The sequence below is a fragment of the Streptomyces sp. NPDC088766 genome (genome assembly GCF_044750845.1).
Lineage (GTDB): Bacteria > Actinomycetota > Actinomycetes > Streptomycetales > Streptomycetaceae > Streptomyces.
Genome location: NZ_JBIVKQ010000028.1, coordinates 50,992 through 73,542, shown reverse-complemented (window position 1 = coordinate 73,542; position 22,551 = coordinate 50,992). Strand labels below are relative to the sequence as shown.

The 22,551-nt window shown below is 70.4% G+C and carries 20 protein-coding genes; 9 read left to right on the top strand and 11 right to left on the bottom strand.

From position 1 onward, the window contains the following. Window positions 1-27: 27 nt before the first annotated feature. The 7 genes from ACIP5W_RS30450 to ACIP5W_RS30420 all read right to left on the bottom strand — a co-directional run bounded on the left by ACIP5W_RS30450 (window position 28) and on the right by ACIP5W_RS30420 (window position 6,334). Window positions 28-894 (bottom strand): dimethylarginine dimethylaminohydrolase family protein, encoded by an 867-nt coding sequence (locus ACIP5W_RS30450; RefSeq protein WP_401480371.1) that lies wholly within the window; start codon window positions 892-894, stop codon window positions 28-30. Between the two features lie 127 nt (window positions 895-1,021). Next, a complete protein-coding gene (locus tag ACIP5W_RS30445) occupies window positions 1,022-1,456 on the bottom strand; it encodes a GFA family protein (RefSeq protein WP_401480369.1) in 435 nt (144 codons plus the stop codon). After that, entirely contained in the window at window positions 1,456-2,286 is an 831-nt protein-coding gene (locus tag ACIP5W_RS30440; RefSeq protein ID WP_401480367.1) for a DUF3865 domain-containing protein, read from the bottom strand. Before ACIP5W_RS30440 ends, ACIP5W_RS30445 begins: the two co-directional genes overlap by 1 nt. Further along, on the bottom strand, window positions 2,283-3,602 hold the full coding sequence (locus ACIP5W_RS30435) for a JmjC domain-containing protein (protein ID WP_401480365.1): 1,320 nt from the start codon (window positions 3,600-3,602) through the stop codon (window positions 2,283-2,285). Before ACIP5W_RS30435 ends, ACIP5W_RS30440 begins: the two co-directional genes overlap by 4 nt. Before the next feature lie 57 nt (window positions 3,603-3,659). Continuing rightward, window positions 3,660-4,802, bottom strand: coding sequence for an inosamine-phosphate amidinotransferase 1 (locus ACIP5W_RS30430; RefSeq protein WP_401480363.1), 1,143 nt, complete (start codon window positions 4,800-4,802; stop codon window positions 3,660-3,662). Between the two features lie 114 nt (window positions 4,803-4,916). Continuing rightward, entirely contained in the window at window positions 4,917-5,957 is a 1,041-nt protein-coding gene (locus tag ACIP5W_RS30425) for a fatty acid desaturase family protein (protein ID WP_392245039.1), read from the bottom strand. 134 nt (window positions 5,958-6,091) lie between these two features. Further along, window positions 6,092-6,334, bottom strand: coding sequence for a hypothetical protein (locus ACIP5W_RS30420; protein ID WP_401480361.1), 243 nt, complete (start codon window positions 6,332-6,334; stop codon window positions 6,092-6,094). 503 nt (window positions 6,335-6,837) lie between these two features. Between ACIP5W_RS30420 and ACIP5W_RS30415 the strand changes: the two genes are divergently transcribed. The 9 genes from ACIP5W_RS30415 (at window position 6,838) to ACIP5W_RS30375 (ending at window position 18,899) form a co-directional block, all read left to right on the top strand. Beyond that, window positions 6,838-7,716, top strand: coding sequence for an amino acid--tRNA ligase-related protein (locus tag ACIP5W_RS30415; protein ID WP_401480359.1), 879 nt, complete (start codon window positions 6,838-6,840; stop codon window positions 7,714-7,716). 31 nt (window positions 7,717-7,747) lie between these two features. Continuing rightward, window positions 7,748-8,590, top strand: coding sequence for a TauD/TfdA dioxygenase family protein (locus ACIP5W_RS30410; RefSeq protein ID WP_401480357.1), 843 nt, complete (start codon window positions 7,748-7,750; stop codon window positions 8,588-8,590). Window positions 8,591-8,674: 84 nt separating this feature from the next. Further along, window positions 8,675-9,802 carry a hypothetical protein gene (locus ACIP5W_RS30405; protein ID WP_401480355.1) on the top strand — a complete coding sequence of 376 codons (1,128 nt, stop codon included), beginning with the start codon at window positions 8,675-8,677 and terminating at the stop codon, window positions 9,800-9,802. Between the two features lie 512 nt (window positions 9,803-10,314). Then, the gene (locus ACIP5W_RS30400) at window positions 10,315-12,177 is read left to right on the top strand and encodes an ABC transporter ATP-binding protein (protein WP_398099849.1); all 1,863 of its coding nucleotides are present in this window, start codon (window positions 10,315-10,317) and stop codon (window positions 12,175-12,177) included. A 92-nt stretch (window positions 12,178-12,269) separates the two neighbouring features. Then, window positions 12,270-13,742: an NUDIX hydrolase gene (locus ACIP5W_RS30395; protein ID WP_401480353.1), complete on the top strand. Its 1,473-nt coding sequence runs from the start codon at window positions 12,270-12,272 to the stop codon at window positions 13,740-13,742. 5 nt (window positions 13,743-13,747) lie between these two features. Next, window positions 13,748-14,224, top strand: coding sequence for a hypothetical protein (locus ACIP5W_RS30390; RefSeq protein WP_398099764.1), 477 nt, complete (start codon window positions 13,748-13,750; stop codon window positions 14,222-14,224). Further along, the gene (locus ACIP5W_RS30385; RefSeq protein WP_401480351.1) at window positions 14,221-15,603 is read left to right on the top strand and encodes a phosphotransferase; all 1,383 of its coding nucleotides are present in this window, start codon (window positions 14,221-14,223) and stop codon (window positions 15,601-15,603) included. The genes ACIP5W_RS30390 and ACIP5W_RS30385 overlap by 4 nt, the downstream gene beginning before the upstream one ends. 31 nt (window positions 15,604-15,634) lie before the next feature. Continuing rightward, window positions 15,635-17,983 carry a methyltransferase, FxLD system gene (gene fxlM, locus ACIP5W_RS30380; RefSeq protein WP_401480349.1) on the top strand — a complete coding sequence of 783 codons (2,349 nt, stop codon included), beginning with the start codon at window positions 15,635-15,637 and terminating at the stop codon, window positions 17,981-17,983. Beyond that, the gene (locus ACIP5W_RS30375) at window positions 17,976-18,899 is read left to right on the top strand and encodes an NUDIX domain-containing protein (protein WP_401480347.1); all 924 of its coding nucleotides are present in this window, start codon (window positions 17,976-17,978) and stop codon (window positions 18,897-18,899) included. Before fxlM ends, ACIP5W_RS30375 begins: the two co-directional genes overlap by 8 nt. A gap of 166 nt (window positions 18,900-19,065) precedes the next feature. Here ACIP5W_RS30375 and ACIP5W_RS30370 read toward each other — a convergent pair whose 3' ends face one another. From ACIP5W_RS30370 to ACIP5W_RS30355, 4 genes are all read right to left on the bottom strand, one after another. After that, on the bottom strand, window positions 19,066-19,659 hold the full coding sequence (locus tag ACIP5W_RS30370) for a hypothetical protein (protein ID WP_361647045.1): 594 nt from the start codon (window positions 19,657-19,659) through the stop codon (window positions 19,066-19,068). Then, window positions 19,649-20,848 carry an MAB_1171c family putative transporter gene (locus ACIP5W_RS30365; RefSeq protein ID WP_363087848.1) on the bottom strand — a complete coding sequence of 400 codons (1,200 nt, stop codon included), beginning with the start codon at window positions 20,846-20,848 and terminating at the stop codon, window positions 19,649-19,651. Before ACIP5W_RS30365 ends, ACIP5W_RS30370 begins: the two co-directional genes overlap by 11 nt. Continuing rightward, entirely contained in the window at window positions 20,845-21,399 is a 555-nt protein-coding gene (locus ACIP5W_RS30360) for a secondary metabolite protein (protein ID WP_401480345.1), read from the bottom strand. The genes ACIP5W_RS30365 and ACIP5W_RS30360 overlap by 4 nt, the downstream gene beginning before the upstream one ends. 179 nt (window positions 21,400-21,578) lie before the next feature. Further along, on the bottom strand, window positions 21,579-22,031 hold the full coding sequence (locus ACIP5W_RS30355; protein ID WP_363087846.1) for a helix-turn-helix domain-containing protein: 453 nt from the start codon (window positions 22,029-22,031) through the stop codon (window positions 21,579-21,581). Between the last annotated feature and the right edge of the window lie 520 nt (window positions 22,032-22,551).

Genomic DNA, 22,551 nt, shown 5'->3' with positions numbered 1-22,551 from the left:
CGGGTGCGGGGCGGGTACGGGGGTGGATCAGGCGCGGGTCAGCGGCAGGGTGGTGCAGCGCAGGGAGCCGGGGATCCGGGTGACCTCGCGGTAATCGACGGTGAGGACCTCGAGTCCGCGGGCGGTGAGCTGCTCCCTGATGCGGTCGCTGCCGGCAGCGACGATCACGGTGTCCGGGGCGATCGCCAGGACATTGATCTGGACGGCGCGCGCCTCTGCGACGGTGACGTCGATGAGGTCGAAGTGCTGCTTGAACCAGCACAGTTCGGCGGGCGGGAAGACATCGCGGTGGATGAGGGCGGTGCCGGGCGCGACGATGGCGAAATGGTCGTCCAGGTGGACGATGCCGTGGGTGGCGAAGTGCACCGGGCGGACCTCGCGGTCGACACCGTGGTGAGCCAGCGCCCGCCGCAGCGCCTCCACGCCGGTGGGGGAGGTCTCCTCGCCCAGGCCGACCAGGACGGTTCCGGTATGCAGGGCTACGTCGCCACCTTCGATGGTGCCTTCGTCCAGGTGGGCGACGTGCGGGGCGCCGGCCAGCAGCGGGGCGAGCGCGTCAGCCTCGGGGCGGCGGTGCGTGGCGTTCAGGCGGGCCATGACCAGGACGTGGTCGATGACGAAGGCGATGTCGCGGGGGTAGTGCTGGACCGGGGAGCCCGGAGCGGCATCGAGAAGGGTCACCTCGATGCTGCGTCCGCGGAGCAGGCCAATGAGGGTGTCTTGCTGGGTGCGGACGGTGGCCGGGTCGTACGCCTGCCAGGAACTGGTGGTCTTCTGGCGGGTCAAAACGGGGTGGATGTCGGGGCCGTCGAGATCGGGGGTGAGGTCGCTCGCGTAGCGCATGGCAACGTGGCGCAGGGCGCCGTACTCGCTGGTTGCGTGCGGGGTGAGCACGAGGGGTCTCCTGGGCGGGGTGCGGGACGGATCGGAGGTGAGCCGGACGCGGCGCAGACGGTCCCAGGAGGGTGCGGAGTCCGGGGGCCGGCAGAATCAGGGCTGCCGGCCTCCGGAGGCGCGGGTGTCAGCCGACGGGGCTCTTCTCGGTGGTGTCGGGGACCTGGTCCAGCCATGCCACGGCGTTGTCGCGGAAGGACTGGTTGACGGGGACGAGATCGGCGCCGCTGGTGTCGTCCAGGGCCGTGACGACGATGCCGAGCTCGGGAACGTCGCTGTCGATCGCCGCGAGGCGGCTGCCACAGTCCGGGCAAAAGCCGCGCTGGGCCTCGCCCTCGAACGTGGTGTACCAGGTTGGCTCGACGCCGTTCGTCCAGGTGACGTTCTCCCGGGCGAAGCCGGCCCACCACATCATCGGGCCGCCGCCCAGCTTCTTGCAGTGCTTGCAGCTGCACGTGTGCGGGTAGACGGCCTCGCCCTTGACGGTGAAGCGGATCTTTCCGCACAGGCATCCGCCGGTGCGCCCCTGGGCGGCGGCGACGATGTCGGGGGTGGCGTTCATCAGTTCATCTCCGATGCACGGTGGGCGAGTTGAGCCCACCAGTGTGTCATTCCCTCCATGATCGTCAGCCATCCGTCGAGGGCCTGGGGCAGGTCGATGTGGAAGAGTTCACTCTCCTTGATGAACCTGGCGAGGCCCTCGATATGGGCGGCCTCGACGCTCATGCCGCCGACCTGGGCGGCCTCGTGCCCCTCGTCGAGGTGGAGGTCGTAGTAGTACTTCAGGGCCTTGAGCTCGCCGCCGCTGCCGGCGCCGGTCAGCTCACCGTAGCGGTTGGTGATGTCGCGGAGGATCTCGGTCTCGGCGATCGCCACGGCCTCGGTGGCGTAGTAAGCGCCGGCGATGTGGCTGGGCATGTGCGAGCCGACCATCCACTGGTGGAGGTTGACCAGCGTCTCCGTCTCCGGTGCGGGCACATGGCCGTTGACGAGCAGGCCGAGGTCGGAGAGGAGCGCATTGGTGTAGAGGACGTAGTGCGCGGGCACCTTGCCGCGCTCGCCGCCCTCCTCCATGTGGTTGCGGCGCAGCTCGTGGGCGAGCTCGGGGCAGTAGCCCTCCACGGCGGTAGCAGCCGCCTTGAGGAACTGCGCGTTGTAACGGGCGAACGCCGAGAGCTCCTCGATGTACATGCGGGCCTGGCGCTCGTTGAGGTCGGCGGCGCCGACCTTCTCAGCGATCCGCGCATACACCCACTCGACCAGTGGGGCCAAGTGCTTGGTGACCAGGGCGGTGCCGGAGGTGAAGTTGCTCAGCAGTGTGCCGTTGACGGCGCTCTGCGTCTCGGGGTGGGTCCTCAGGTAGGCCTGGACGAGGCTGTTGTCGGGGGTCATGCGTCGGCGTCCTTGGTGTCGGAGGGGCGGGGGGTCAGGTGCAGGCCGCCGGTGGCGCCCAGAGCGCGGACGGCCCTCAGGAGCTCGGCGTTGTCGGGCAGGACGACGGTGTCGCCACGGTTGAGGGCGGTGACGGTGTCCCGGTCCAGGCCCGCGCTGTCGAGGGCGACCCCCGGCTGGTGGCCGCGCAGCAGGACCTGCTGGGAGCCGCCGTCGAGGAGGGTGGTCACCTGGTAGGGGGTGATCAGGCGGATGCCGGCGCCCGGGATGACCTGCTCGGGGTCGAAGGCGTCCGCGGCTTCCTGGCGGGAGAGGTCGCCCTCGACGAGCTCCCAGCCACCGTTGCTCAGCAGCGTGGCCCATCGCTGCTCGGTGTGCTCGCGGGCTGCGGCGCGGACGCGGTCGGCGGCGACGGTGAGGAGTTCGCGGCCAACACCGGCCAGACGGTCGGCGACGGCGCCGGGCCCAGTGGTGGTGTCCGCCATCGCGGAGGGTTCGTTGAGCGGGTCGTCGGGCCCGTCGCCGGCCAGGTCGGCGAGGACGTCCGGGATGATGCGGCTCTGCAGGAGCTGTGCGTACGGGTAGGTGTACAGCGGCATGGCCACCGAGACGGAGAAGGTGTCCTGGGTGCCGACGTGGAAGACGCGGCGGGGCAGGAAGAGGGCGTCGCCCGGCTCCAGCAGGAAGTGCTCGGCCTGCTCCAGCAGGGCGCGGTAGTCGCCGGAGGTGGGCTCCTTGCCGCCGGTGAGCTTCTCGTACTGCTCAGCGGGCCAGCAGTAGAAGTTCTTGGCGTTCGGGCCGAGGTGGACGAGGAAGGCGTCCTCGTAACCCTCGTGGATCCCGAAGGCGGTGCCTGCGTAGTTCCCGGCGAAGGCGACCTGTTCGGCGCCGCCCAGCGGCAGGCCCCACCCGTCAATGAGGGTCCCCAGGAAGGTACCGAGGCCGGCGGCGAGGGTGGGGCTGACGGTCTCCAGGTTGTTGATGACCAGGGAGAACCGTTCGGCGCCGGTGAGGTCCTGCATCCACGGCACGAAGGCGTCCACGCCGCCGTCCCAGGCCGGGGCGGTCAGCGCCTGGGGCAGGAGGTCGTCGCGACGGTCCTCGCCGACGTAGACGCGGGCGTGCGCCTTGATGCCGGTGCCGGCGGTGTGGGCCCGGCGGATGGCCTCGAATCCGGCCAGGACGTCGTCCGGCCCGGCCGCGGAGGCGGGGATGACGCCCTTGAACAGGAAGGGCGTGGTCCGCCCGGTGGTGTGCTCGGGGAAGGTGCCGGTCCAGAAGGCCCGGTCGGGTGGCCAGGGGTAGGCGGTGTCCATCAAGGATCTCCAGACGTCGAAGCGGACTGCCGTGGTGCCGGGGCGCGGTGGCGTGGGTCAGCTGAGGTAGTCCTCGGGCCCGCCGCGGCGGACGGTGTCGAGGGTGAAGCAGTGGAAGCCGCCGCCGAACAGCCGCCTGTGGCGGTGGCGGACGGGGACGACGGTGAACCCGCGGTGCTCCAAGACCTCGATCAGCTCCGGATAGAGGGTGTTGACGACGACGGTGCTCTCGTCGATGGACAGCAGGTTGATGTCCATGTACCGGCTGCCGATGGGGATGACGAAGCCGAGGTCGCTGTAGTCCGGAAAGTTGCTGTCGTCGGTATCGGGGGCGTAGATCACGTCCCAGGACTGCATGTCCTTGGGCAGGTACTTCAGGTAGGCCGGGGAGCGCAGCAGCATCAGGCCGGGGCGCAGCGGGACCAGGACGCTGTCGATGTGGTTGTCCGCTATGGCGTTCAGGCGGTGGAACCGCAGGCCGGGGAGGTTGTCCCTCAGCCAGCGCAAGGCGAGTTCGTGGTTGTGGTTGGCGACGTTGACCAGGACGTCGCGGCCCAGGCGCATGCACTGCGCGCCGTCGAAGACCATCTCCAGGCCCAGGCCCTCGATCGCGCCGGCACTCTCGCCGTCCATGGCGCGGCTGACGTCCAGGTCCTGGCTGGTGAAGTAGGAAGTGTCCAGGGAGCCGCGGGCCAGGGCCGGGCGCGGCATGCTCACCCAGTTCGCACCCTCCTGGTAGTAGCGGTAGAACGCGGGCTTGAGCAGGTCGTTCTCGAAGATCCGGGCGCGGACGTGGGGCGCGGTCTCCACGATGGTGTTGCCGAGGATGATGGTCTGGTCGCGGACGTTGAGCGGCGGGGTGGCCCGGGTATCCCAGTGCGGGGAGCGGATGTCGACGTCCTTGCCCGGGGCGGCGGGCCTCAGGACCTTCACTCCGCATCCGGTCAGGGCGTCGGCCAAGCTGGCGATGTCCTCGTTGAGCTCGTCGACCAGCTGCGCGGGGATCGCCAGGAGCTCCTCTCCCGTCGGGCTGGTGTGCCGGCCGAGGACGGGGGCGACGTTGTCGTAGAAGAACAGCCGCCACGAGGTGTCGGTGTGGTGGGCGTCGTAGTGCTCGGCGCGGCCGAGGACGACCTCGTCGAGCCGGGTGAACTCGTCGAAGCTGTTCAAGGCCGGCGAGGCGGGCGCGGGTTGGGGCATGGTGGGCCGCCTCCTCGGCGGCGGGCGACGGCGCGCCCTCGCCTCCGGCGCGCGAGATGCGCGGCCGGGGCGGGGTGGTGCCGTACGGGGTTCGGAGGTCGGGCGGGGATCAGGTCAGGCGGCCGAGGCGTGCCGGGCCGGGGTGCAGGCGGCGGGGGCGGCGAGCCGGGTGATGATGTCCTCGATCACGCACGGTTGGTCGGGGGTGGCGCGGCGCCGGAAGAAGTAGCCGGAGCACCACGGCACTTCGCCGAAGCGCGGCAGGTGCTCGGCGGCCAGGGCGCGGGCCTCGGGCAGGCGCCGCCAGGGGATCTGCGGGCACCAGTGGTGGATGGGGTGGAACATGTCGTCGAGGTGACCGCCGAGCAGGTGCCGGGTGAGCCAGTGGGAGGTCCAGCCGCGGGTCTGCAGGAGGATGTCGCCGTTCTCGATCAGCCCGGCGTGGTTGCCGAGATCGGTGATCCAGGTGACGACGGGCCGTATCAGGACGAGGGGGAGCAGCCAGTAGAGCAGCAGGTAGGGCGCGCCGCCCACGGGCCACAGCGCGGCGACGACGCCCGCCCACAGCACGGCCCGGGCGGCGAGGGCCCGCCAGGTTTCCCCCGGCGCGCGGGTGAGCAGGGTCAGCACCGCGGTTTTCGGCAGCCGCCACAGGGCGTTGCGCACGATGACCCGCAGGACGAAGGCACGGCGGCTCGGTGCCCGGCCCGCGGCGCGGATGTTGCCGGCGCGGTAGGACTGGAACATCGGGTCGTCGTCGGAGCCGAGCTTGGCGTGGTGGACGTAGTGGCTGCTGCGGTAGGGCTCGAACCCTTCGCCGAGCAGGCCGGTCAGAAGGTAGCCGACGATCCGGTTGGCGCGGCGGGTGGCCATGAGCTTGGAGTGCACGCACTCGTGGCCGAGGTTGGACAGGTGGCGCTGGCGCACCCCGATGTAGCAGACCGCGAGCAGGGGGCCGGCGACGTGACCGACGAGGTGGCCGGCGATCGCCGCGGCGGCGATGGCCATGAGGTCCCAGGCGACGTCCCACAGGCCGATGGGCGGCCGCCCGCAGAGCTTCTCCAGGTCGGCGATGAGCTGCTGGCCGAGGGCCTTGCGCACCGGGCCGGAGGCTCCGGTGCCGTTGCGGGTCCTGCCGGCGGCGGGGCTGCCCATCAGGTTCTCCAGTCGACGCGGTGCGGATGAGAGCGGGGCCGTACTCCGGCGCGCCCCCGCAGGGCGGACCGCACGGGCGGCCTGCCGTTGGGCGGGCGCGCCGGAGTACGACGAAGGGGTGGATCAGCCGCCGGTCAGGCGGCGACGAGGGCGCTGTCCGGGCGCATGCCGGCCTTCAGGTCGGCGGCGTCGGGGCGCATGCCGACCTTCAGCACGGCGGCGTCGGGGCGCATGCCGACCTTCAGGGTGGAGGCGTCCGGACGCATGCCGGCCTTCAGCTCGGCGTCGGGGCGCATCCCGAGCTTCAGGTCCGCCGCGTCGGGGCGCATGCCGGCCTTCAGGTCGGTGTCCGGGGTCATTCCAGCGGTAGCGGTCATCGAGTTCTCCCTGCTCGGTCGCGGGTAATCCGCGAGTCCGGGTGATCGGGCTGTGGAACTGCCGGGCCGCGGGTCCGGTGAGGTGTTGAACCGTCGGCTCGGCACGCCGTGGCGTGGGCGCACGCCGGTGAAGAGGGCCTCGCCTCAGCACGCCCCCTCCGCCTGTGGAGGAGCGTTGCGTGGCGGTCACGCCGGGCGCTTGGCCAGTCACGCTAGAACTCGGCCGAGGAGGGCCGCAACGGCTCTGGCCGTTGCGCCGGTTGCACGGAACCGTTGCGTCACTGTTGCGCGCACACCGCTTCTGAGCTGCTCTTATGCCGAAGTTGGTTCCTGGATGGGCCCCGTTTCGGGCCCGTTGGCCGCGGCCGGAGGGGTGGGAGGGCTTCTGCCGTTCGCCGGGGCGCGGCTACGTTGTGGCCTCGCCGAGGGCCCGAGTCCCAGATCACCGTGGGGCCCGGCTTCCCGCGAACTCCGCCCGGAAACAACGGCCTTGAGGAGCCTCCGTGCTCAACCCCGTCGTCATGAAGTCCGACCTGCTGTTCACCCTCCGGGACACCCTTCGCGCCGAGGCTTTCGTCGAGGTGACTACCCCGACCATGCGCCGAGCCGACCTCGGTCCAGGGCGCCGTCTGCCCGTGGACCACGACGGCGGGCGGTTCCTGCGGGCCATGATCGGCCCGGCCCTGCGCGTGAACCTGGAGCATCACCCGCGCGTCTTCGAGATCGGCGCATGCTTCCGGCCCGAGAAGCCCGACGAGCTGCACGCGCCCGAGTTCCAGATGCTCGACCTCTACGCCGCCGGCGAGGACTTCGACTTCCTCCTGGCGCTCGCCGAGAGGCTGATCCGCCCACACCTGCCCTATGCCCCGCAGCGCGTCTCCGTCGCCGGCCACATCCGTGACAAGTTCGGCATCGACCTGCACCGCGAGCCCCTCGGTGATCTGCCCGCGCGGATGGCCGCACACCTGGGCATGAGCGCGGACGTGCCGTTCAAGACGGTGCTCGGGCAATACGTGGAGCGCGAGGTCGAGGTCCAGAGCGCCGGCGCCGCGCTGTTCCTGACCGAGTACCCGGTCGGCGGAGACGAGCCGTGCGCCCGCCTGACGCCCGGCACGACGGCCGTCCTCAACCGCTTCGAGGTCCTGGTCGACGGCATCGAGGTCGTCCACGGCTACGAAGACGAGCCCGACGGAGCCGCCTTCGTCGACCGGGCCCGCGCGGTGGACCTGTACGACGACGAGCAGGCCCTGGCCAGGGAGGCGATCGACACGGGACGCGTCCCCGCCGGCAGCGTCGGACTCGGCATCGGCATCGAGCGGCTGTGCATGGCCGCCTCCGGCGTCAAGGACATCAGCGTCTTCCAGCCCTCGCCCCGGTTCTGACCGCCCCGATCACCGTCCGGAAGGAGTGACGATGGACCTGTCGCTGCGCCCGCTCGACAAGAGCGGCTTCGGCGCCGTCGTCGACACCAACCTCGCGACCGACGCCGAGCACCTCGCGCCCCATCTGGCCGCGGCCCTGCATCAGTACCGGCTGCTGATCGTGCCCCGCCAGCACCTGACCCACGCCGACCTGCTGACCGTCGCCTCCTGCTTCGGAACGGTCGACACCAGCGTCGACCGCCGGTACGCCGTCGGCGGCTTCCCGGGCCTGACCGTCATCAGCAACATCGTCGAGGACGGCAGACACATCGGCGTCTACGACGGGGACAACGAGGAGGAATGGCACGCCGACAACAGCTTCAAGCCCCAGCTCACCTCGGCGACGATGCTCTACTCGGTCATCACCCCCCAACGCGGCGGCGAGACCCGCTTCGCCGACGCGACCCGCGCCTACTCCGACCTCCCCGATGCCGTGCGACAGCGAATCGGCCCGATGCGTGCGCGGCACTCGCTCGCGCAACTCGGCGCGCTCCAGAGCCAGGCCAGCGGCGGGCAGTCGTCGATCGTAACCGGAAGCCTGGCCGCGAGTCCGGAGGCCGTACATCCGCTCGTCCTGCCCCATCCCGTCACGGGGGCGCGCTCCCTGCTACTCGGTTCCATGGTGATCAGCGGCATCACCACACTCGCCGAGCAGGAGGCCCGGACTCTGCTGGAGGAGTTGCTGCAGCACGCGACCAGCGCGCCCTACGTCTACAGCCACCGCTGGAGCCAGGGCGACCTGGTCGTGTGGGACAACCTCGCCACCCTCCACACCGCCTCTCCCTGCGACAGCTCCCGGCACCGCCGGCTGCTGTACCGCGCCGCCGTCCGATAGCCGAGAACCCCCGCGTTCACACCGCCGGATGACCTGCGGCGAGAACACGAGGGATGCCCCCGCAGCCAGCCCTAGGGTTTGTCCATGACCGCGAAGGTTCCCCTGAAAGAGACCGCTCTCAACGCCGAGCGCATCGCCCGTATCGGCCGCGAAGTCCACGGCGTGTGGCCTGAGTTCGACACTGAGGGCTTCGTGGCATCGGTGATGGCGGACCTTCCCCGGCTGGAGTTGAGCGCCCGGATCGCCCGGACCAGCCAGGGCCTGCACGACCACCTCCCGGCCGGCGGCCCCGACGCGCTCGACATCCTGCTGCGCTCCCTGCCCCCGACGCCCTCGGCCGCCGGGGTGACCAACGACTTCGGGCTGCACCTCTACAGCCCGCACTCCGACTACGTCTCCCGGTACCTGCGCACCGCCGAGCATCTTGAACGGTCACTTGCCGCGCTGGCCCGCATGACGGGGTACTTCTCCGCTGAGCTCCCGGTACGGCACTTTCTCGCCGACTTCCCGGACGAGACGATGAAGGCCGTCGACGCGTGGAGCCGCGATGAGGACTTCCGGGTACGGCGGCTGGCGAGCGAGGCCACCCGGCCCTTGCTCCCTTGGGCCCCACGGATCGGGCTCCCCGCCGACGCGAGCCTCCCCGTCCTCGAGACCCTCTACGACGACCCGCACCTCTACGTCCGCACCTCCGTGGCCAACCACCTCGGAGACATCGCCGCCGCCCAGCCCGACCTCGCGCTGGCCACGCTCCACCGGTGGAAGGCTTCGGGCCGGGTCAACGGCGAGCAGTTCGCCTTCCTCGCCCGCAACGCCCTGATGAACCGGCTGAAGGAGGGTTGGCCACCCGCCTACGCCCTCCTCGGCTACCCCCACGACGCACCGATCTCCCTCACGCCGCTCATCCTGCAGAGCACCGAACTCCGCGACGGCGACACCCTGGACTTCTCCGCCGCGCTCACCGCCACTGCGACCACTCCCGTCCACGTGATGATCGTGATCGCGACTACGGGACCGAGCGGCCGGCCACAGGAGAAGGTGGCTTTCGTGCGTCGCGCCACCGCCAAGCCGGGTCAGGAGCTACGACTCGCCAAGGCGCACCCGCTGCGCTCGACCGCACGCTGGAAGGTCTCCCCTGGCTCCTACTCCGTCGCCCTCCAGGTCAACGGCCGCCGCTTCCCCGCGGTCGCCTTCACCGTCCTCGACACCTGACCCGCTCCCGCCCTTCCACCTCCGATCACCGCCCCAGGCCGCCGTCGTACGCCGCGGCCCTGGTTCGTGATGTCCGCAACCCCCCGAAGGAGTGGTCTGACCTGATCGAACGAGTTTGAACGACGACACCCCGGAGCCCGCACGGCCCAACCCCGGCTTTAGAACTCACGTTCACCAAATGCCCTCTGAACAGGCCGTGACGGGACCAGATCCACCGCGTTTTTAGAGCATCAGTGCCACACCGACGCCCAGACGGAGGACGCCATGCACCCCACCCCCACCCCCCTGCAGCAGCCTCCCGAAATCGAACGGCGGCCCAGCCTTCCCCCTCTCAGCGTTGACGGCACGCGCACCTCAGAACGCTCGGGTACGGGGTGGGCGGCGTGAGTGAGCCCACCGATGCATCAGCCGACAGCGTTCCGGGCCCGCGCACCACCACCGCGCCGTCGCCCGCCCCCTCCTCCGCTTCCGCTTCCGCCCCCTCGGCGGCGGCCACCGCGCCCGAGGCGCAGATGCGGTACGTCGACCTGACCGGCAGCCGCGAGGCGGCCGGTCGCTCCATCCGGATGCGCGACATGGCTCGGCGCCTGCCGCAACTGGTCCGTCGCTCGCTGGCCCTGGCCTGGCGGGTCGACCGGCGCGCGACCGTCGGCCTCCTGCTGTGCCAGCTAATCACGGGCGTGATGCAGGCCCTGGGCTTGGTCGCCATCGCCGGCACCCTGACCGCCCTGCTGCGCGACGGCGACGTCTACCACCGCCTCCTTCAGGCATGGCCCTCCGTCGCTTTGCTCGCCGGAGCCGCCGGCGTACGCGCGCTCTTGGGCATCACCGTCAACTGGCTTTCTTCCCGGCTGGGCCCGCTGATGTCCCGCGAGGCCGAGCAGATGCTGCTCACCGGTTGCGCCGAGGTCGAGCTGTGCGCCTACGACGATCCCGACTTCAACCGCGACCGCGAGGCCGCCGACCGGGGCGCCCAGGTCACCGGCGACCTGATCAACGAGGGCCAGGACCTGATCGCCTCGGCCGCCGCCTTCCTCGCCGGAGCGATCGTCCTGGCCGGCGTGCACTGGGTCCTCCTCCCCCTCCTCGTCGCCGCCAGCCTCCCGCAGGCCGTGGCCCAGGTCAGCGCCGCCCGTGCCCGCTATCTGGCCAATCTCCGCAGCAACGGCGACAACCGGATGCTGTCGGTCCTGCGCTGGCACATCTACACCAAGGACGCCGCCGACCAGATCCGCGCCGGCACCATGGCTCCCTTCCTCTCCGGCCGTTACCGCAGCACCGTTGCCCGGATCAACCGCGAGGACCGGGCCGCGGCTGACCAGGGCGCCCGCATGTCGCTGGTCGGCGCGGTGTGCGGCGGCCTGGGGTCGGCGGTGGTGTGGGCGGCGGTCGTGTGGCTGCTCGCGACCGGCCGGATCACCGTCGGGCATGCCGGCACGGCCGTCTTCGCCCTGCAGACCGCCGGTATGTCGGTCCGCGGCCTGGTGGCGGTCGGCGCCCGCGCGGTGCGTACCGGGCTGTACATGGACGACTGGACCGGGTTCCTCGACAAGGCCGGCGGCTTCCGCATGCGCCGCGGCCCGCACCACCCCGCACCGCCGGAGACGATCGAGGTCAAGGCGATCACCCACCGCTACGCCGGTAAGGACCGCGACGCCCTGTCCGGCGTCTCCCTCACTTTGCGGCGCGGCGAGGTCACCGCGCTGGTCGGCTTCAACGGCTCAGGGAAGTCGACGCTGTCGAAGCTGGTCAGTGGCCTCTACCTCCCAACAGACGGGCAAGTGCTGTGGGACGGCGTCCCCACCGCCGATGCCGACCCGCAGGCCCTGTGGCGGCAGGTCGCCCTCGTGCCGCAGGACTACGCGCACTGGCCGCTGACCGTGCGCGAGAACGTCACCCAGGGCCAGCCCACCGCGCGCGGCGACGCAGCGGTCCGCGAGGCGTGCGAGGCGGCCGACGCCGACGAGGTCGTCGACAAGCTCGGCGCTGGCCTGGACACCCTCCTGGCCCGCGAATGGCTGAACGGGGAAGAACTCAGTGGCGGCCAGTGGCAGCGCATCGCCCTGGCCAGGGCGTTCTTCCGCCCGGCCGGTCTGCTGGTCCTCGACGAGCCGACGGCCAACCTCGACCCCCGCGCCGAGTACCGGATCTTCCAGCGGCTGCGGACCCTCGCCCGGGACCGGACGGTGCTGCTGGTGACCCACCGCATCACCAACGTCGCCATCGCCGACCGCATCGTCGTCCTCGACGAAGGCAAGATCGTCCAGGAAGGCACCTACGCCCAGCTATCCCAACAGCCGGGCCTGTTCCGCAAGCTGCTGTCTTATCAGATCACGTCCGAACCGGACGGCGACAAGCACGAGACCCCCGCGTGAGCCGCCCTGGCGCCACCTCCGCGCGCCCCGCCGCACCCCCGGCCGCCGCTGCGGACACCCCTGCTCCTCCTCTGCCGTCCCGAGGTGATGACGTGCCGCTCAGCCGCTCCCACATCCGCACGACCGCCGAGGCGTACCTGGCCCGGCATCCGCACGAACAGGACTCCCTCGCCGGACTGCTGTCCCTCCTAGAGGGCGACGACCACCCAGCCGACCGCGCGACGCTCCCCGGCCACGTCACGTGCAGCGCGGCCGTCATCGACCGTGAACAGCGCGTGCTCCACATCGGTCACCGGGGCACGGGGCTGCTCCTCACCCCGGGAGGCCACATCGAGAAGGACCGAACGCTGTTGGCGGCGGCCCTGCGGGAAGTCTGTGAGGAAACCGGCCTGCGGCCGGGGGACCTCTGTCTCACCCCGCAGTTCCTCGGCGCCCCGATCGACATCGACGTACACGACATCGACGCCAACCCGGCCAAGGGCGAGGGCGCCCACCAGCACTTCGACTTCCGCTTCGTCTTCTGCCTTGTGCCCGAGCAGCTCCCCCGGCTCACCCTGCAGGAGGAGGAGGTCTCCAGCGCCCGCTGGCTCGAGTTCACCGACGTCCACTCCTCGACCTTGCGCGCCAAGCTCCTGGAGGCCCGCGCCCACGGTCTGGACGGGAGGCCGGAGCCCGTCAACGCCTCCGCGCTGATCCACGACGGACAAGGCCGCTACCTGCTTCATCTGCGCGACCACAAGCCCGGCGTCATCTGGGAGTCGGGGGCGTTCGCCCTTCTCGGCGGCGGCCGCACACGCGACGACCAGAACCTTGAGGGCACCCTCCTGCGCGAACTGTCCGAGGAGGTACCCGGCCTCCGCCTCGAAAACGTACGGCCCTACGCCGTGGAGGCCGCAACCAGCATCGACGGCCTCAGCGTCCCGATCCAAGTCTTCGCCGGCCAGTGGCGTGGCCACCCCGACCGACTCGCGCTGCACGAGGGTGTGCTGCTGCGCTGGTTCGTAGTGGACGAGCTGGACCGGCTGCGCCTGAGCCCCGCCACCCGGGACCTGATTCGCCGGCACGCGGCCGAGAACTCCCCGGACAACAAGCCGGCCGCGGCTCCTCCCGTGTGGGACGGGGGCAGCCGGGTGGTGCTGAACGGCGTCGGGGTACACCTCCACATCGAAGACGCCCAGGGCCGTGTGCTTCTCGGACTGCGTCATCCCGACTCGAAGTACGCGGGTGACACCTGGCACTACCTCGCCGGGCGGTGCGAGCAAGAGTCCGCCCTCGCGTGCCTGGTCCGCGAGGCGTGGGAGGAAGCAGGGCTGGTCATCGACCCCGTGAACGTGGAGCTGGCACACGTCGTCCACGTCGTCGACGCCCCGGGCAGCCAGCCCCTGCTGCAGCTCATCTTCCGGGCCCGCCGATGGGAGGGCGCCCCCGAGGTCCGCGAGCCCGACAAGTGCCTGACCTGGCAGTGGTGGCCGCGGCACGAGCTCCCGGACCGCCTGGTCTCCTACACCCGCACGGCCATCACCGGGATCGCTGAAGGCCGCCTCTACTCCCAAATGGGCTGGTGAAGAGGGTGAGCGCGCCGACCAACTGGATGGCCCGCCCGGAAGTCTTGTCCATGGCCGACCGGATCGCCGCACCCCACGCGGTCATGGCGATCATGGGCGACGGCAGCCTCTGGACCCACGAGGCCGACTGGACGGCCGCCCTACGGGAGCTGATCCAGAGCTACCTCGGCGAAGACCGCCGCGCGGGCACCCGCGGCACCTACGACGGGCCGGGCCGCTCCTACGAGGACGACCTGGCCGACTCGGCGTTCAGCGAGGTGACCGAGCACCGCTTCCCCGTCTCCCGTACCTGGGCGCCCGAGAAGGTCATCGGCTACCTGCGCACCACCAGCTTCGCTCGCCCCGCCCTGTTCGCCGGCCGCCACCCCGACTTCGAGGCCGTCGCTCTCCGGCTGCTCCAGGACCAGGCCGACGGCGGCGTCCTGACGGAGGACGCGGTGTTCACCGTGCTGCTCGCGCGCCGCCCCGGCGGTACGGCGTGAGCGGCGCCCGGCGGCACACCGAGCCGCTCGACGTCCGCCTGATCGCCGTACGCGACGGCGCATCGGGGCCGGAGGTGCTGCTGTCCCGGCGGGCTGGTGACGTGTACGCGGCCGGCTGCTGGCATCTCGTCTCCGGGCACCTGGACGGCCCGTGGGAGGACATGGTCACCGCTCTGGTGCGCGAGGCCGAGGAGGAGTCCGGTGTCGTCATCGACCCGGCTGATGTCCGGGCGGCCGTCACCGTGCACCACCGCGCCCCTGGCGGCGACGCCAGGGTCGGGATGTTCTTCGAGGTGCGGCGGTGGGAAGGCACCCCGGAGGTCAGGGAGCACCAGGTGTGCGACGCCATGGGGTGGTTCTCCTTCGACGCCCTGCCGGAGCCGATGGTGGCGTACTGCCGGGCCGGGCTGGATGCCTACCGGGCCGGCGCGCGGATGGCCGTGCACTTCCAGGAGCCCGGCGACCCGATCGCCTACGACCGGTCCGTCGACCGGCTGGTCCTGGTGCCAGACCCTGCCACGCGCGGCACGGTCCCGGAGCGGGCGGTGCGCACGTTCGCCGAGCAGGCGGTAGGGCGGATCACCGCGTGGACGGACGTGTCCTGGGCTCGGGAGGAGAGCCGCGTATGGCGGGCGGTCGGCGCCGAGGGCGGCGAGTGGTACATCAAGATCCACCAGAACGACCGCTTCCACCACCGCGAAGTCGACGCCCTGCGCAGCTGGGTCCCCGGCCTCGGTGCGGCCGCACCCCGGCTGGTGGCCGCCGACCCCGCGCTGCGGGCCGTCGTGCTCACCGCGGTGGGCGGCCGCACCCTGCACGGCGCCGTCCACTCGCCCGAGCAGCAGCGCCGGATCTTCCACCGCATCGGGCAGCTCGCGGCGGCCATCCACCACAGCACCCCGCCCCGGCCGGCCGCCGACACCCCTCCGTCGGGCAAGGTGGAGCGGCACCTGGCCGGCGCCCTGCCTCATCTCGCGCCCGGCGACGAGGAGTTCATCCGCGCCACCGCCGAGAGGGCCGCTGGCCTGTCCCCCGTGGAGAGCGTGCCGACGCACGGGGACTTCCAGCTCCGCAATCTGCGCTGGGACGAGAGGGCCGACGTCCTCTACGTCAGAGACTTCGAACGGGCCGAAGGCGGCCCGGCCGTGCGGGACTTCGTACGGCTCTCCGACGCCTGGCACGGTCGGCCCGACCTCTTCCAGGCCGTGATGGACGGTTACGGTCGCCCCTTCACCCCGGCAGAGGAGGCCCAGTTCACGGTCCTGTCCGTCCTCGACGCCGTCTCCGGCATCGCCTACGGCACCACCCACGGTGACCCCGAGCTGGTCGAGCGCGGACGGCGCACCCTGGCCCGGCTGCGCAACCCGCAGCGCCCCTGATCCCCACCCGACCGACACGAGGAGCAGCACGTTGACGTACACAGAGCGCGGCGAGTGGGAGCAGCACTACGGCGAGGGGAAGGGGTGGCGGCGACTCGGTGAGCGCGAACGGCACCTCCTTGCGGAGCACGTCCCGGTACCCGAGGGCGGCGGCCGGGCGCTGGAGGTGGGCTGCGGCACGGGGGAGTTGGCCGCCCACCTGGCCAGGGCCGGCTACACCGTGGACGCGGTCGACTTCGCGGACAGCGCGGTCGCCCGGGCCCGCGAGGAGCACGCCGGCATCGAGAGCGTGCGCTGGCTGCGGCTGGATATCGAACGCGACGACCCGGCCCCGCTGCACGAGGACGGGTACGACCTGATCACGATGCGGCTGGCGTATCCGTTCGTGCGGGACCGCAACCGGCTCGTTCACGAGCTGAGCCGGCGGCTGCGGGAGGGCGGCGCGCTCGTCGTCATCACCCCGACCGTCGAGAACACCCCTGCGGAGCGGTGCGGGATCGCCCTGGACGAGGACGAGATCACGCTGCTCGGTGCGGGATGGGAGACGGCGGAGCGGCTGGACGCGGACGGTCTGGCCTTCCTGGTGCTGCGCGGGCCACGCCCGCTCGCTACCCGGGCGGTCGAGAAGCGACCGACCACCGGTCATGCTCTGACCGGCGCTCTCGCCGTCGTCACCGACGACGCCGGCCGGGTCCTGCTCGGCCGGTCGACGCGCGGCATGCTCGAGCTGCCGGGCGGCAAGACCACCGGCCCGGAGGGCTTCGCCGCCGCCGCGGTGCGCGAACTCGCCGAGGAGACAGGACTGGTCGCCAACCTGAGCGATGCGCATGTGGTGACGATGCTGGTCGACGACAGCCACGGCATCCCGCGGCTCACGGCCGTCGTCCGCATCACCGCGTGGACGGGGACCCTGACCAACGCGGAGGCGGACAAGTTCGCCCGATGGGAGTTCTTCGACCTGCACGCTCTCGCCCGTGTCGGGGACGTCTTCGTCCCGGCCGCACTCGCGCTCGACAGCGTGTGGCCCGGCGTCATCCCGGACCTGCCATCGGTCGTGTCCTACCCGCTCGCCGCCGAGCGGCCGCCCGTGCCCGGTGAGCCGGAAGAGGCCGCCCGTCTGCGCCAGGAGATGGCCCAGACGGTGATCGACGGCGGCTGGGCCCCCTCCGAACCCGTCCGCGACGCGCTGCGGACCGTGCCCCGCCATCGGTTCGCCCCGGAAGTGAGCCTGGCGGACGCGTACGACGGCGGCGACCGGGCCGTCGTCACCCGACGCGACGAGACCGGGACGGCCATCAGCTCGGTCTCCGCGGCGTGGCTGCAGGCCGACATGGTCGAGAGCCTGCGCCTGACGCCGGGCGCGAGCGTCTTCGAGGCAGGCTCCGGCGGGTACAACGCCGAGCTGATCGCCCACGCCGCCGGAGCCGGAGGACGCGTGGTCAGCGTCGACATCGACCCGTGGGTCGTACGCCGTACCCGGGCCTTCAACGCGGAGGCCGGCAGCGGAGCTGTCAGCGTCGTCGAAGGCGACGCGGCCCTCGGCGCCCCGGCCCACCTCGTACCGCGCGGTGGCTTCGACGGCAGCATGATCACCTACAACTGCTGGGACGTCGCCCCCGCCTGGCGCGCCCAGCTCGCCGAGGGCGGCCACCTGGTGCTGCCGCTGTCGATCCACGGCTACACGCGCGCCGTCACGCTCCAGCGGCGCGGCGACGTACTGCACGCGCGGGGCTGGACGGTGTGCGGATTCGTCCGTGACCGCGGTGTCGCTACCCGTCCCAGCCCGGTGCTCATGTTGGCGGACGGGCGGGTGCAGGTGCACGTCCACGACGGCCCCCCGCCCCAGAGCGAAGGACTGGAGGAAGCTCTCCACGCCGAGCGGCACGAACTGCCCACCGGCGTGCTCCTCCCGGGCAAGAGCCCGTACGACACCCTGCAGATCTACGCCACCACCACCTTGCCCGGTGCCTGCGCTCTCACCTGCGACCGCGCCACCGACACCCCACTGCTCGCCGCCGGCGCCGAGCACCTGCCGGCACTCGTGGCCGAGGGGTCCCTGGCCTACCTGACCTGCGTCCCCCGCCGCCAGGGCGCCACGCCGCAGGAGTCCCGGCACGAGTTCGTGGTCTGGTCGCACGGACCGGCCGGACCCGCGATGGCCGAGCGCCTGGCCCAGTGCGTACGGGATTGGGACCAGCACATCCGCCCCACCGGATACCCCCCGATGGCCGTCCACCCGGCCACCACCCCCGACCACGACCTCCCCGCCGACGGCGTCGTCGTGGACAAGACCGCCTCCCGCCTCGTCTTCCAGTGGCTGACCCCGCCCCTTGCCCAGCAGCCCCAGACCGCCGCGCTCGCCGGAGGCGACCGTGTCTGACAGCGCCCAGTCCGCCCCCACGCCTCTTCCTCAGCCCACCCCGCACAAGCCGCGGCGGGAGCACCACATGCACCTGCTCCCCCGCTACTACGCCCAGGTGGAGGCCGGCCACAAAACGATCGAGGTGCGCACCGCCACATCCCGCAGGCAGGCCATCGCCGAAGGAGACACCCTGGTCTTCCACGACCGCGGCAGCGACCGGCAGCTCGACGTCGTCGCCGGACCCCCCGCGCTACACGCCTCCTTCGCAGAGTTGCTCCGCGCCCAGGACCTCCGCCGCATTGACGCCAATGCCAGCGCCGACGAACTTCTGCAAACTCTGCGCACCATCTACTCGCCCGAGCAGGAAGACCTGGGCGTCCTGGCGATCCCCTTCGACCACCGCCCAGGACGCCCGGGACGCCCGCTGCCTATGTCCGGGGCCGATTACGTCAAGACGGTCCCCCATCACACCGTCTACGGCTGCCTGTACGTCCGCGACACTCACGACCGCCCCGTTCAACTGCGCTCGATCTATGGCAACCGGCTGTGGCAGTTCCCCGGCGGCAACACCGACGCCGGCGAGGATCCGTTGCAGACCGCACGTCGCGAGGCCGCCGAGGAGACAGGACTCGACCTCGGCCACGGTGAGCCTCGCCTGCTCCTGACCCACTACCTCCTGCCCGGACCGCACTGGCCGATGGGCAAGGTCGGGTTCGTCTTCGACGGCGGACGCCTTACCCCCCACCAGCTGCGCGCCATCCGCCTTGACCCGGCCGAACACGACCTGCACGCCATCCATGACCTCGTCCAGTGGCGGGAGCTGATGGGCGAAGTGCCCTACGCCCGCCTGGCGGCCGTCGAACGCGCCCGCACCGGCGACGGGCCCACGTACCTCATCACCGGCAAGCCCCTGACTCAGACTCCGCGTCCCTGAACGGGTCAGGTGCTCTGAGATCGAGGCCCACCACGCGACCGCTCCCACCCCGGCGGGGGTGCGAGCACCCGGTCTCCAGCGGGTCCAAGACGAACGGAGAGACCGTCCGTCCGGCATGGCGGCTTCCGGACTCGTTCATGCGTGAAGTCGCCAACCGGGGAGCGGGTCAGCCAGCGAGATGGAAGACGGCTGCGGCCACGATGGTGCCGAGGATCGTGCCGGCGATCACTTGGTTGCGGGTGTGGTCGCGCAGTTCGACACGGGACCAGCCGACGACGATGACCAGGAGGAAGCCGAGCGCCATCCATGGGCCGTAGGTCTGCACGAGCATCGCGCACGCGCCCGCGGATACGGCTTGGTGAACAGAGATCTTCCAGGCGAAGGTGATCGCGGCGAGGATCGCCAGGGTCACCAGCATCGAGACGATGAGCGCGACCATCGTTCGCGGCGCTCCTGCAACGAGCATCAGGACGATGCCGGTAGCTACCGAGAGCAGGATGACGGCCATCACGACGAGTCGGGCTGGCTTCGCGCCGACGTGACGATCGCCCCAGTGGCCCTTGCGGATGCCGTACTTGATGAAGGTGATCGGGATGACGGCTGCGAACAGGGCACCGACGACTCCCCAGGCCACCCCCGTCCAGTGCGCGGTGTGCCAACCCACCAGCAGGGTGACGGCGATGATCCAGTTCTTCGGTTCAAGCCAGTCAGTGATCCGTCGGGCCAGCAGTGACTCGTGGGGGCGAACGTCAGTGGTCATTGTGAGGAGATCCCTCCGAATTACCCTGCGCAGGGGTATTGGACGGTTGTTCTTTCCGGACGAATTCTGCAGCGACTGGTGAGGAGAAGTACGCATGGGAAAGGAGGCGCAGCCACGACAGCTCGCTTTCCCTGTCCCGTCCGGTAACGCCTAGAGGCGGGTATTCCACACCTCGTAGACGCTCGCCATTCCGAGAGGACTGGACGGCCACCCGTAGCCAACAGGCTTCCACGACCGCATCAGCATGCTGCGGGTGGACAGCTCGGTGAAGGACGAACTTCTGCGCCGACGTGTAAAGGTCGACCGACACGTACTCCCGAAGCGCCAGGCAGGCGTCTTCGATCTCGATGACGCAACGCTCAAGCCGGAAGGGGATGCGTCTCCTGCGTACGGAGGTCGTCAGTACCACGTGCGGGGCCGCCTCCGTGAGCTGAACCCAGAGGGGGCGCAACTTGTGCAGGGTGATCGCCGCAGCGATGTACTCCACGGCGACGGAGAGCGGAGGAAGGCACACGCCGACCGCGACCGATAGGACCGTAGCCTGCTTGAGCGTCGTGGACAGCGAATTCGCCAGGCCCGGGTACTGGGTTCCGGAGCTGAGCTGAATCGTCACGAAGACGATGCGCTGGAGGGCGTAGAGGCTTCCGAGCAGAGTTCCCAGGCCCAGGAAGCCGAGGCCGGCCTTCCCGAGGAAGGTCCGACTGTGGCGGACCCCGCCGAGAAACAGCCATGTGGCTACGACCATCGCGATGCCGATGTACAGCGTGAAGACGGTCATGTAGAGAACGGGGAAGAGGGCCCCGCGGCCTTCACCGAGCCGGACCGGTCCGTCGGGAGTCCAGTTCGCCAAGGCGTAGAAGGTGAGCATGAGGGGCAGGGTCACGCCCGCGGCCACCAGCCGCGTACGGCGTGCCAGGCCCTGTGGTCGGACAACCGCAATGACGAAGTCGAGCAGGTAGGCCGCCGAGGTGACACCGAGCAGGTGCTTCAGTAGCGGTGACAGCCTGGCCTCGGCCCCCACGGCGGCATCGACCATCTCCTTGACCTGGGGCACCTCGAAGGTCATTGCTGCCGCGAGGGCTACCAGGGTCAGCGCCAGGCTCCGCTGCTTGTGGGAGTGCCGGATCGCCGGCAGCCGCCAGAGAGCCACCAGCCAGAGGATGCCGGCGATGATGGTCGGTGTGGTCATGAGCGGCGGTTCCTCCGCGGGTGGACCAGCGCGTCGTCGAGCCGCGAGACCAAACCGGAGCGGCCGTGTTCGCGGCCGGAGTGAGCGAGGTCGCGGAAGATTTCTCCGAGGCAGGAGGCGGCCATCTCGGCGTCGTACTCGCTCTCGCTGTCGTAGCTTGTCCGGGCCAGGGCCGAGAGAACAGCCGCAGGATCCACCCCGTCGGGGAGGACGCCCAGCAGCGCTTTCACAACGCTCTCGTTGGTCCCGGCGTGTCCGAGCAGGAGATGGGCCAGCTCATGACGCACGATCTGCGCGCGATGCCGTTCACTGGTTGCCGCCACGTGGAACACGTAATCCCCGTGGTCGAATGACAGGACCATTCCGCAGGGAGCGTTCGCCCCGCCAGTTTCAGGAAGTTCGTGGAGGTAAAGCGGACGGCCCCGCTTGATGGCGAGCTGTCGGCATATTTCATCCACCGCATCAGGATCCGATATCTCGATCCCTCGCAGTTGCTCCTCACAGAGTCGCCTCAGCTGCGCCTCTTTGCGCGCGAAACGCCGATTGAACATGGACGAGATCCTTGCTGTAGCCCCCGAGTCGGCGCTGGCGCGGCCTGCACTAACCGGAACCCATCATTCCGCGTGGTTCCAGCGGAGCTTTGCACACGACAAGACGGCCCCTCAATGTGATCTTGAAGGACCTAGAAGGCATATAGGCCAAATCCGCCCAGTGGGTGAGAAGGGTCACGTCACGGAGCGGGCTTGTCGAGCCCTTCCCAGCGACGCGCCTGGTTGATCACGTCAGTGATCATCTTGAGGCTGTCCGCCGAGAGGCCGTTGGCGCGAAGCGCTAGTCCGCGGACCTCGCTGTCGGCCACCGCCTCGATCAGTTCCATGGTGGCGCGCACCTTCTCGGCTTCTTCGGCGTCATAGTCCGAGAAGAAGTACTGCGCCTTCACATGGAAGTGACCGGCGAGCCTCTCCACCGTCGTGAGGGTGGGGTTGGGCTTGGCCCCGCTCCGGAGCTGACTGATCGCGCTCTCCGACATGGAAGTCGCCCTGGCCACCTCGGCATTGGTGTAGGGCCTGCCGGTCGCAGGGTTCTTCTTGGTCTCGAAGAGGTGGTTGAGCTTGTCGGCCAAAGAGCGCCGAGCGCCGGCCGCGCCGCTTGGCGCCCCCACCGGTTCGCTGGACTCCACCATCCGACTCCTCCCATCTGCACGCTGAGCCCCGGACTGTACTGCAGTGCAGCCTCAGGGGCCAACATCCAAGGCGCTTCACTTCAGTATTGACAAGAAGGGATCACTGTGGCGTAGGTTTCCGATCGCAGCTTCACTGAAGTGTTGAGCTGCTGGTGAGGCCCAGGAAGGGTCGCGCCGACCTCACGCCAGACGCACCCGCCAGGGAATCCGCCCATGATCGCTCCATCGCCGTCGCGCCCGCTCCCGCGACTTCTACAGGGTTTAAGAGCCAACTCTGGACCTTGACGCCAAGCCGTGCGTATGTTCGTCGTCCCCAGTCGGCCAGAAGCCCGACCGACGCGAACAGAGAGCTGTGACGTGCAGAAACTTCGGACCGGATAGGTCCTGATACAGCGGCGGCGCCCGAGAGGTGCAACTCCCGGACGCCGGACGCTAACGGCTGTACCGCCCGTGCAAGGGCGGTGATCGCCACCATCACCACGCTGATCCCTTCCACGGGGCGTCTCAGCGTGGCAACACC

Coding starts and splice junctions, on each gene's coding strand:
- ACIP5W_RS30445 (WP_401480369.1), bottom strand. CDS start 1,456: ATGAACGCCACCCCCGACATCGTCGCCGCCGCCCAGGGGCGCACCGGC.
- ACIP5W_RS30440 (WP_401480367.1), bottom strand. CDS start 2,286: ATGACCCCCGACAACAGCCTCGTCCAGGCCTACCTGAGGACCCACCCC.
- ACIP5W_RS30435 (WP_401480365.1), bottom strand. CDS start 3,602: ATGGACACCGCCTACCCCTGGCCACCCGACCGGGCCTTCTGGACCGGC.
- ACIP5W_RS30430 (WP_401480363.1), bottom strand. CDS start 4,802: ATGCCCCAACCCGCGCCCGCCTCGCCGGCCTTGAACAGCTTCGACGAG.
- ACIP5W_RS30425 (WP_392245039.1), bottom strand. CDS start 5,957: ATGGGCAGCCCCGCCGCCGGCAGGACCCGCAACGGCACCGGAGCCTCC.
- ACIP5W_RS30420 (WP_401480361.1), bottom strand. CDS start 6,334: ATGACCGCTACCGCTGGAATGACCCCGGACACCGACCTGAAGGCCGGC.
- ACIP5W_RS30410 (WP_401480357.1), top strand. CDS start 7,748: ATGGACCTGTCGCTGCGCCCGCTCGACAAGAGCGGCTTCGGCGCCGTC.
- ACIP5W_RS30405 (WP_401480355.1), top strand. CDS start 8,675: ATGACCGCGAAGGTTCCCCTGAAAGAGACCGCTCTCAACGCCGAGCGC.
- ACIP5W_RS30400 (WP_398099849.1), top strand. CDS start 10,315: ATGCGGTACGTCGACCTGACCGGCAGCCGCGAGGCGGCCGGTCGCTCC.
- ACIP5W_RS30370 (WP_361647045.1), bottom strand. CDS start 19,659: ATGACCACTGACGTTCGCCCCCACGAGTCACTGCTGGCCCGACGGATC.
- ACIP5W_RS30365 (WP_363087848.1), bottom strand. CDS start 20,848: ATGACCACACCGACCATCATCGCCGGCATCCTCTGGCTGGTGGCTCTC.
- ACIP5W_RS30360 (WP_401480345.1), bottom strand. CDS start 21,399: ATGTTCAATCGGCGTTTCGCGCGCAAAGAGGCGCAGCTGAGGCGACTC.
- ACIP5W_RS30355 (WP_363087846.1), bottom strand. CDS start 22,031: ATGGTGGAGTCCAGCGAACCGGTGGGGGCGCCAAGCGGCGCGGCCGGC.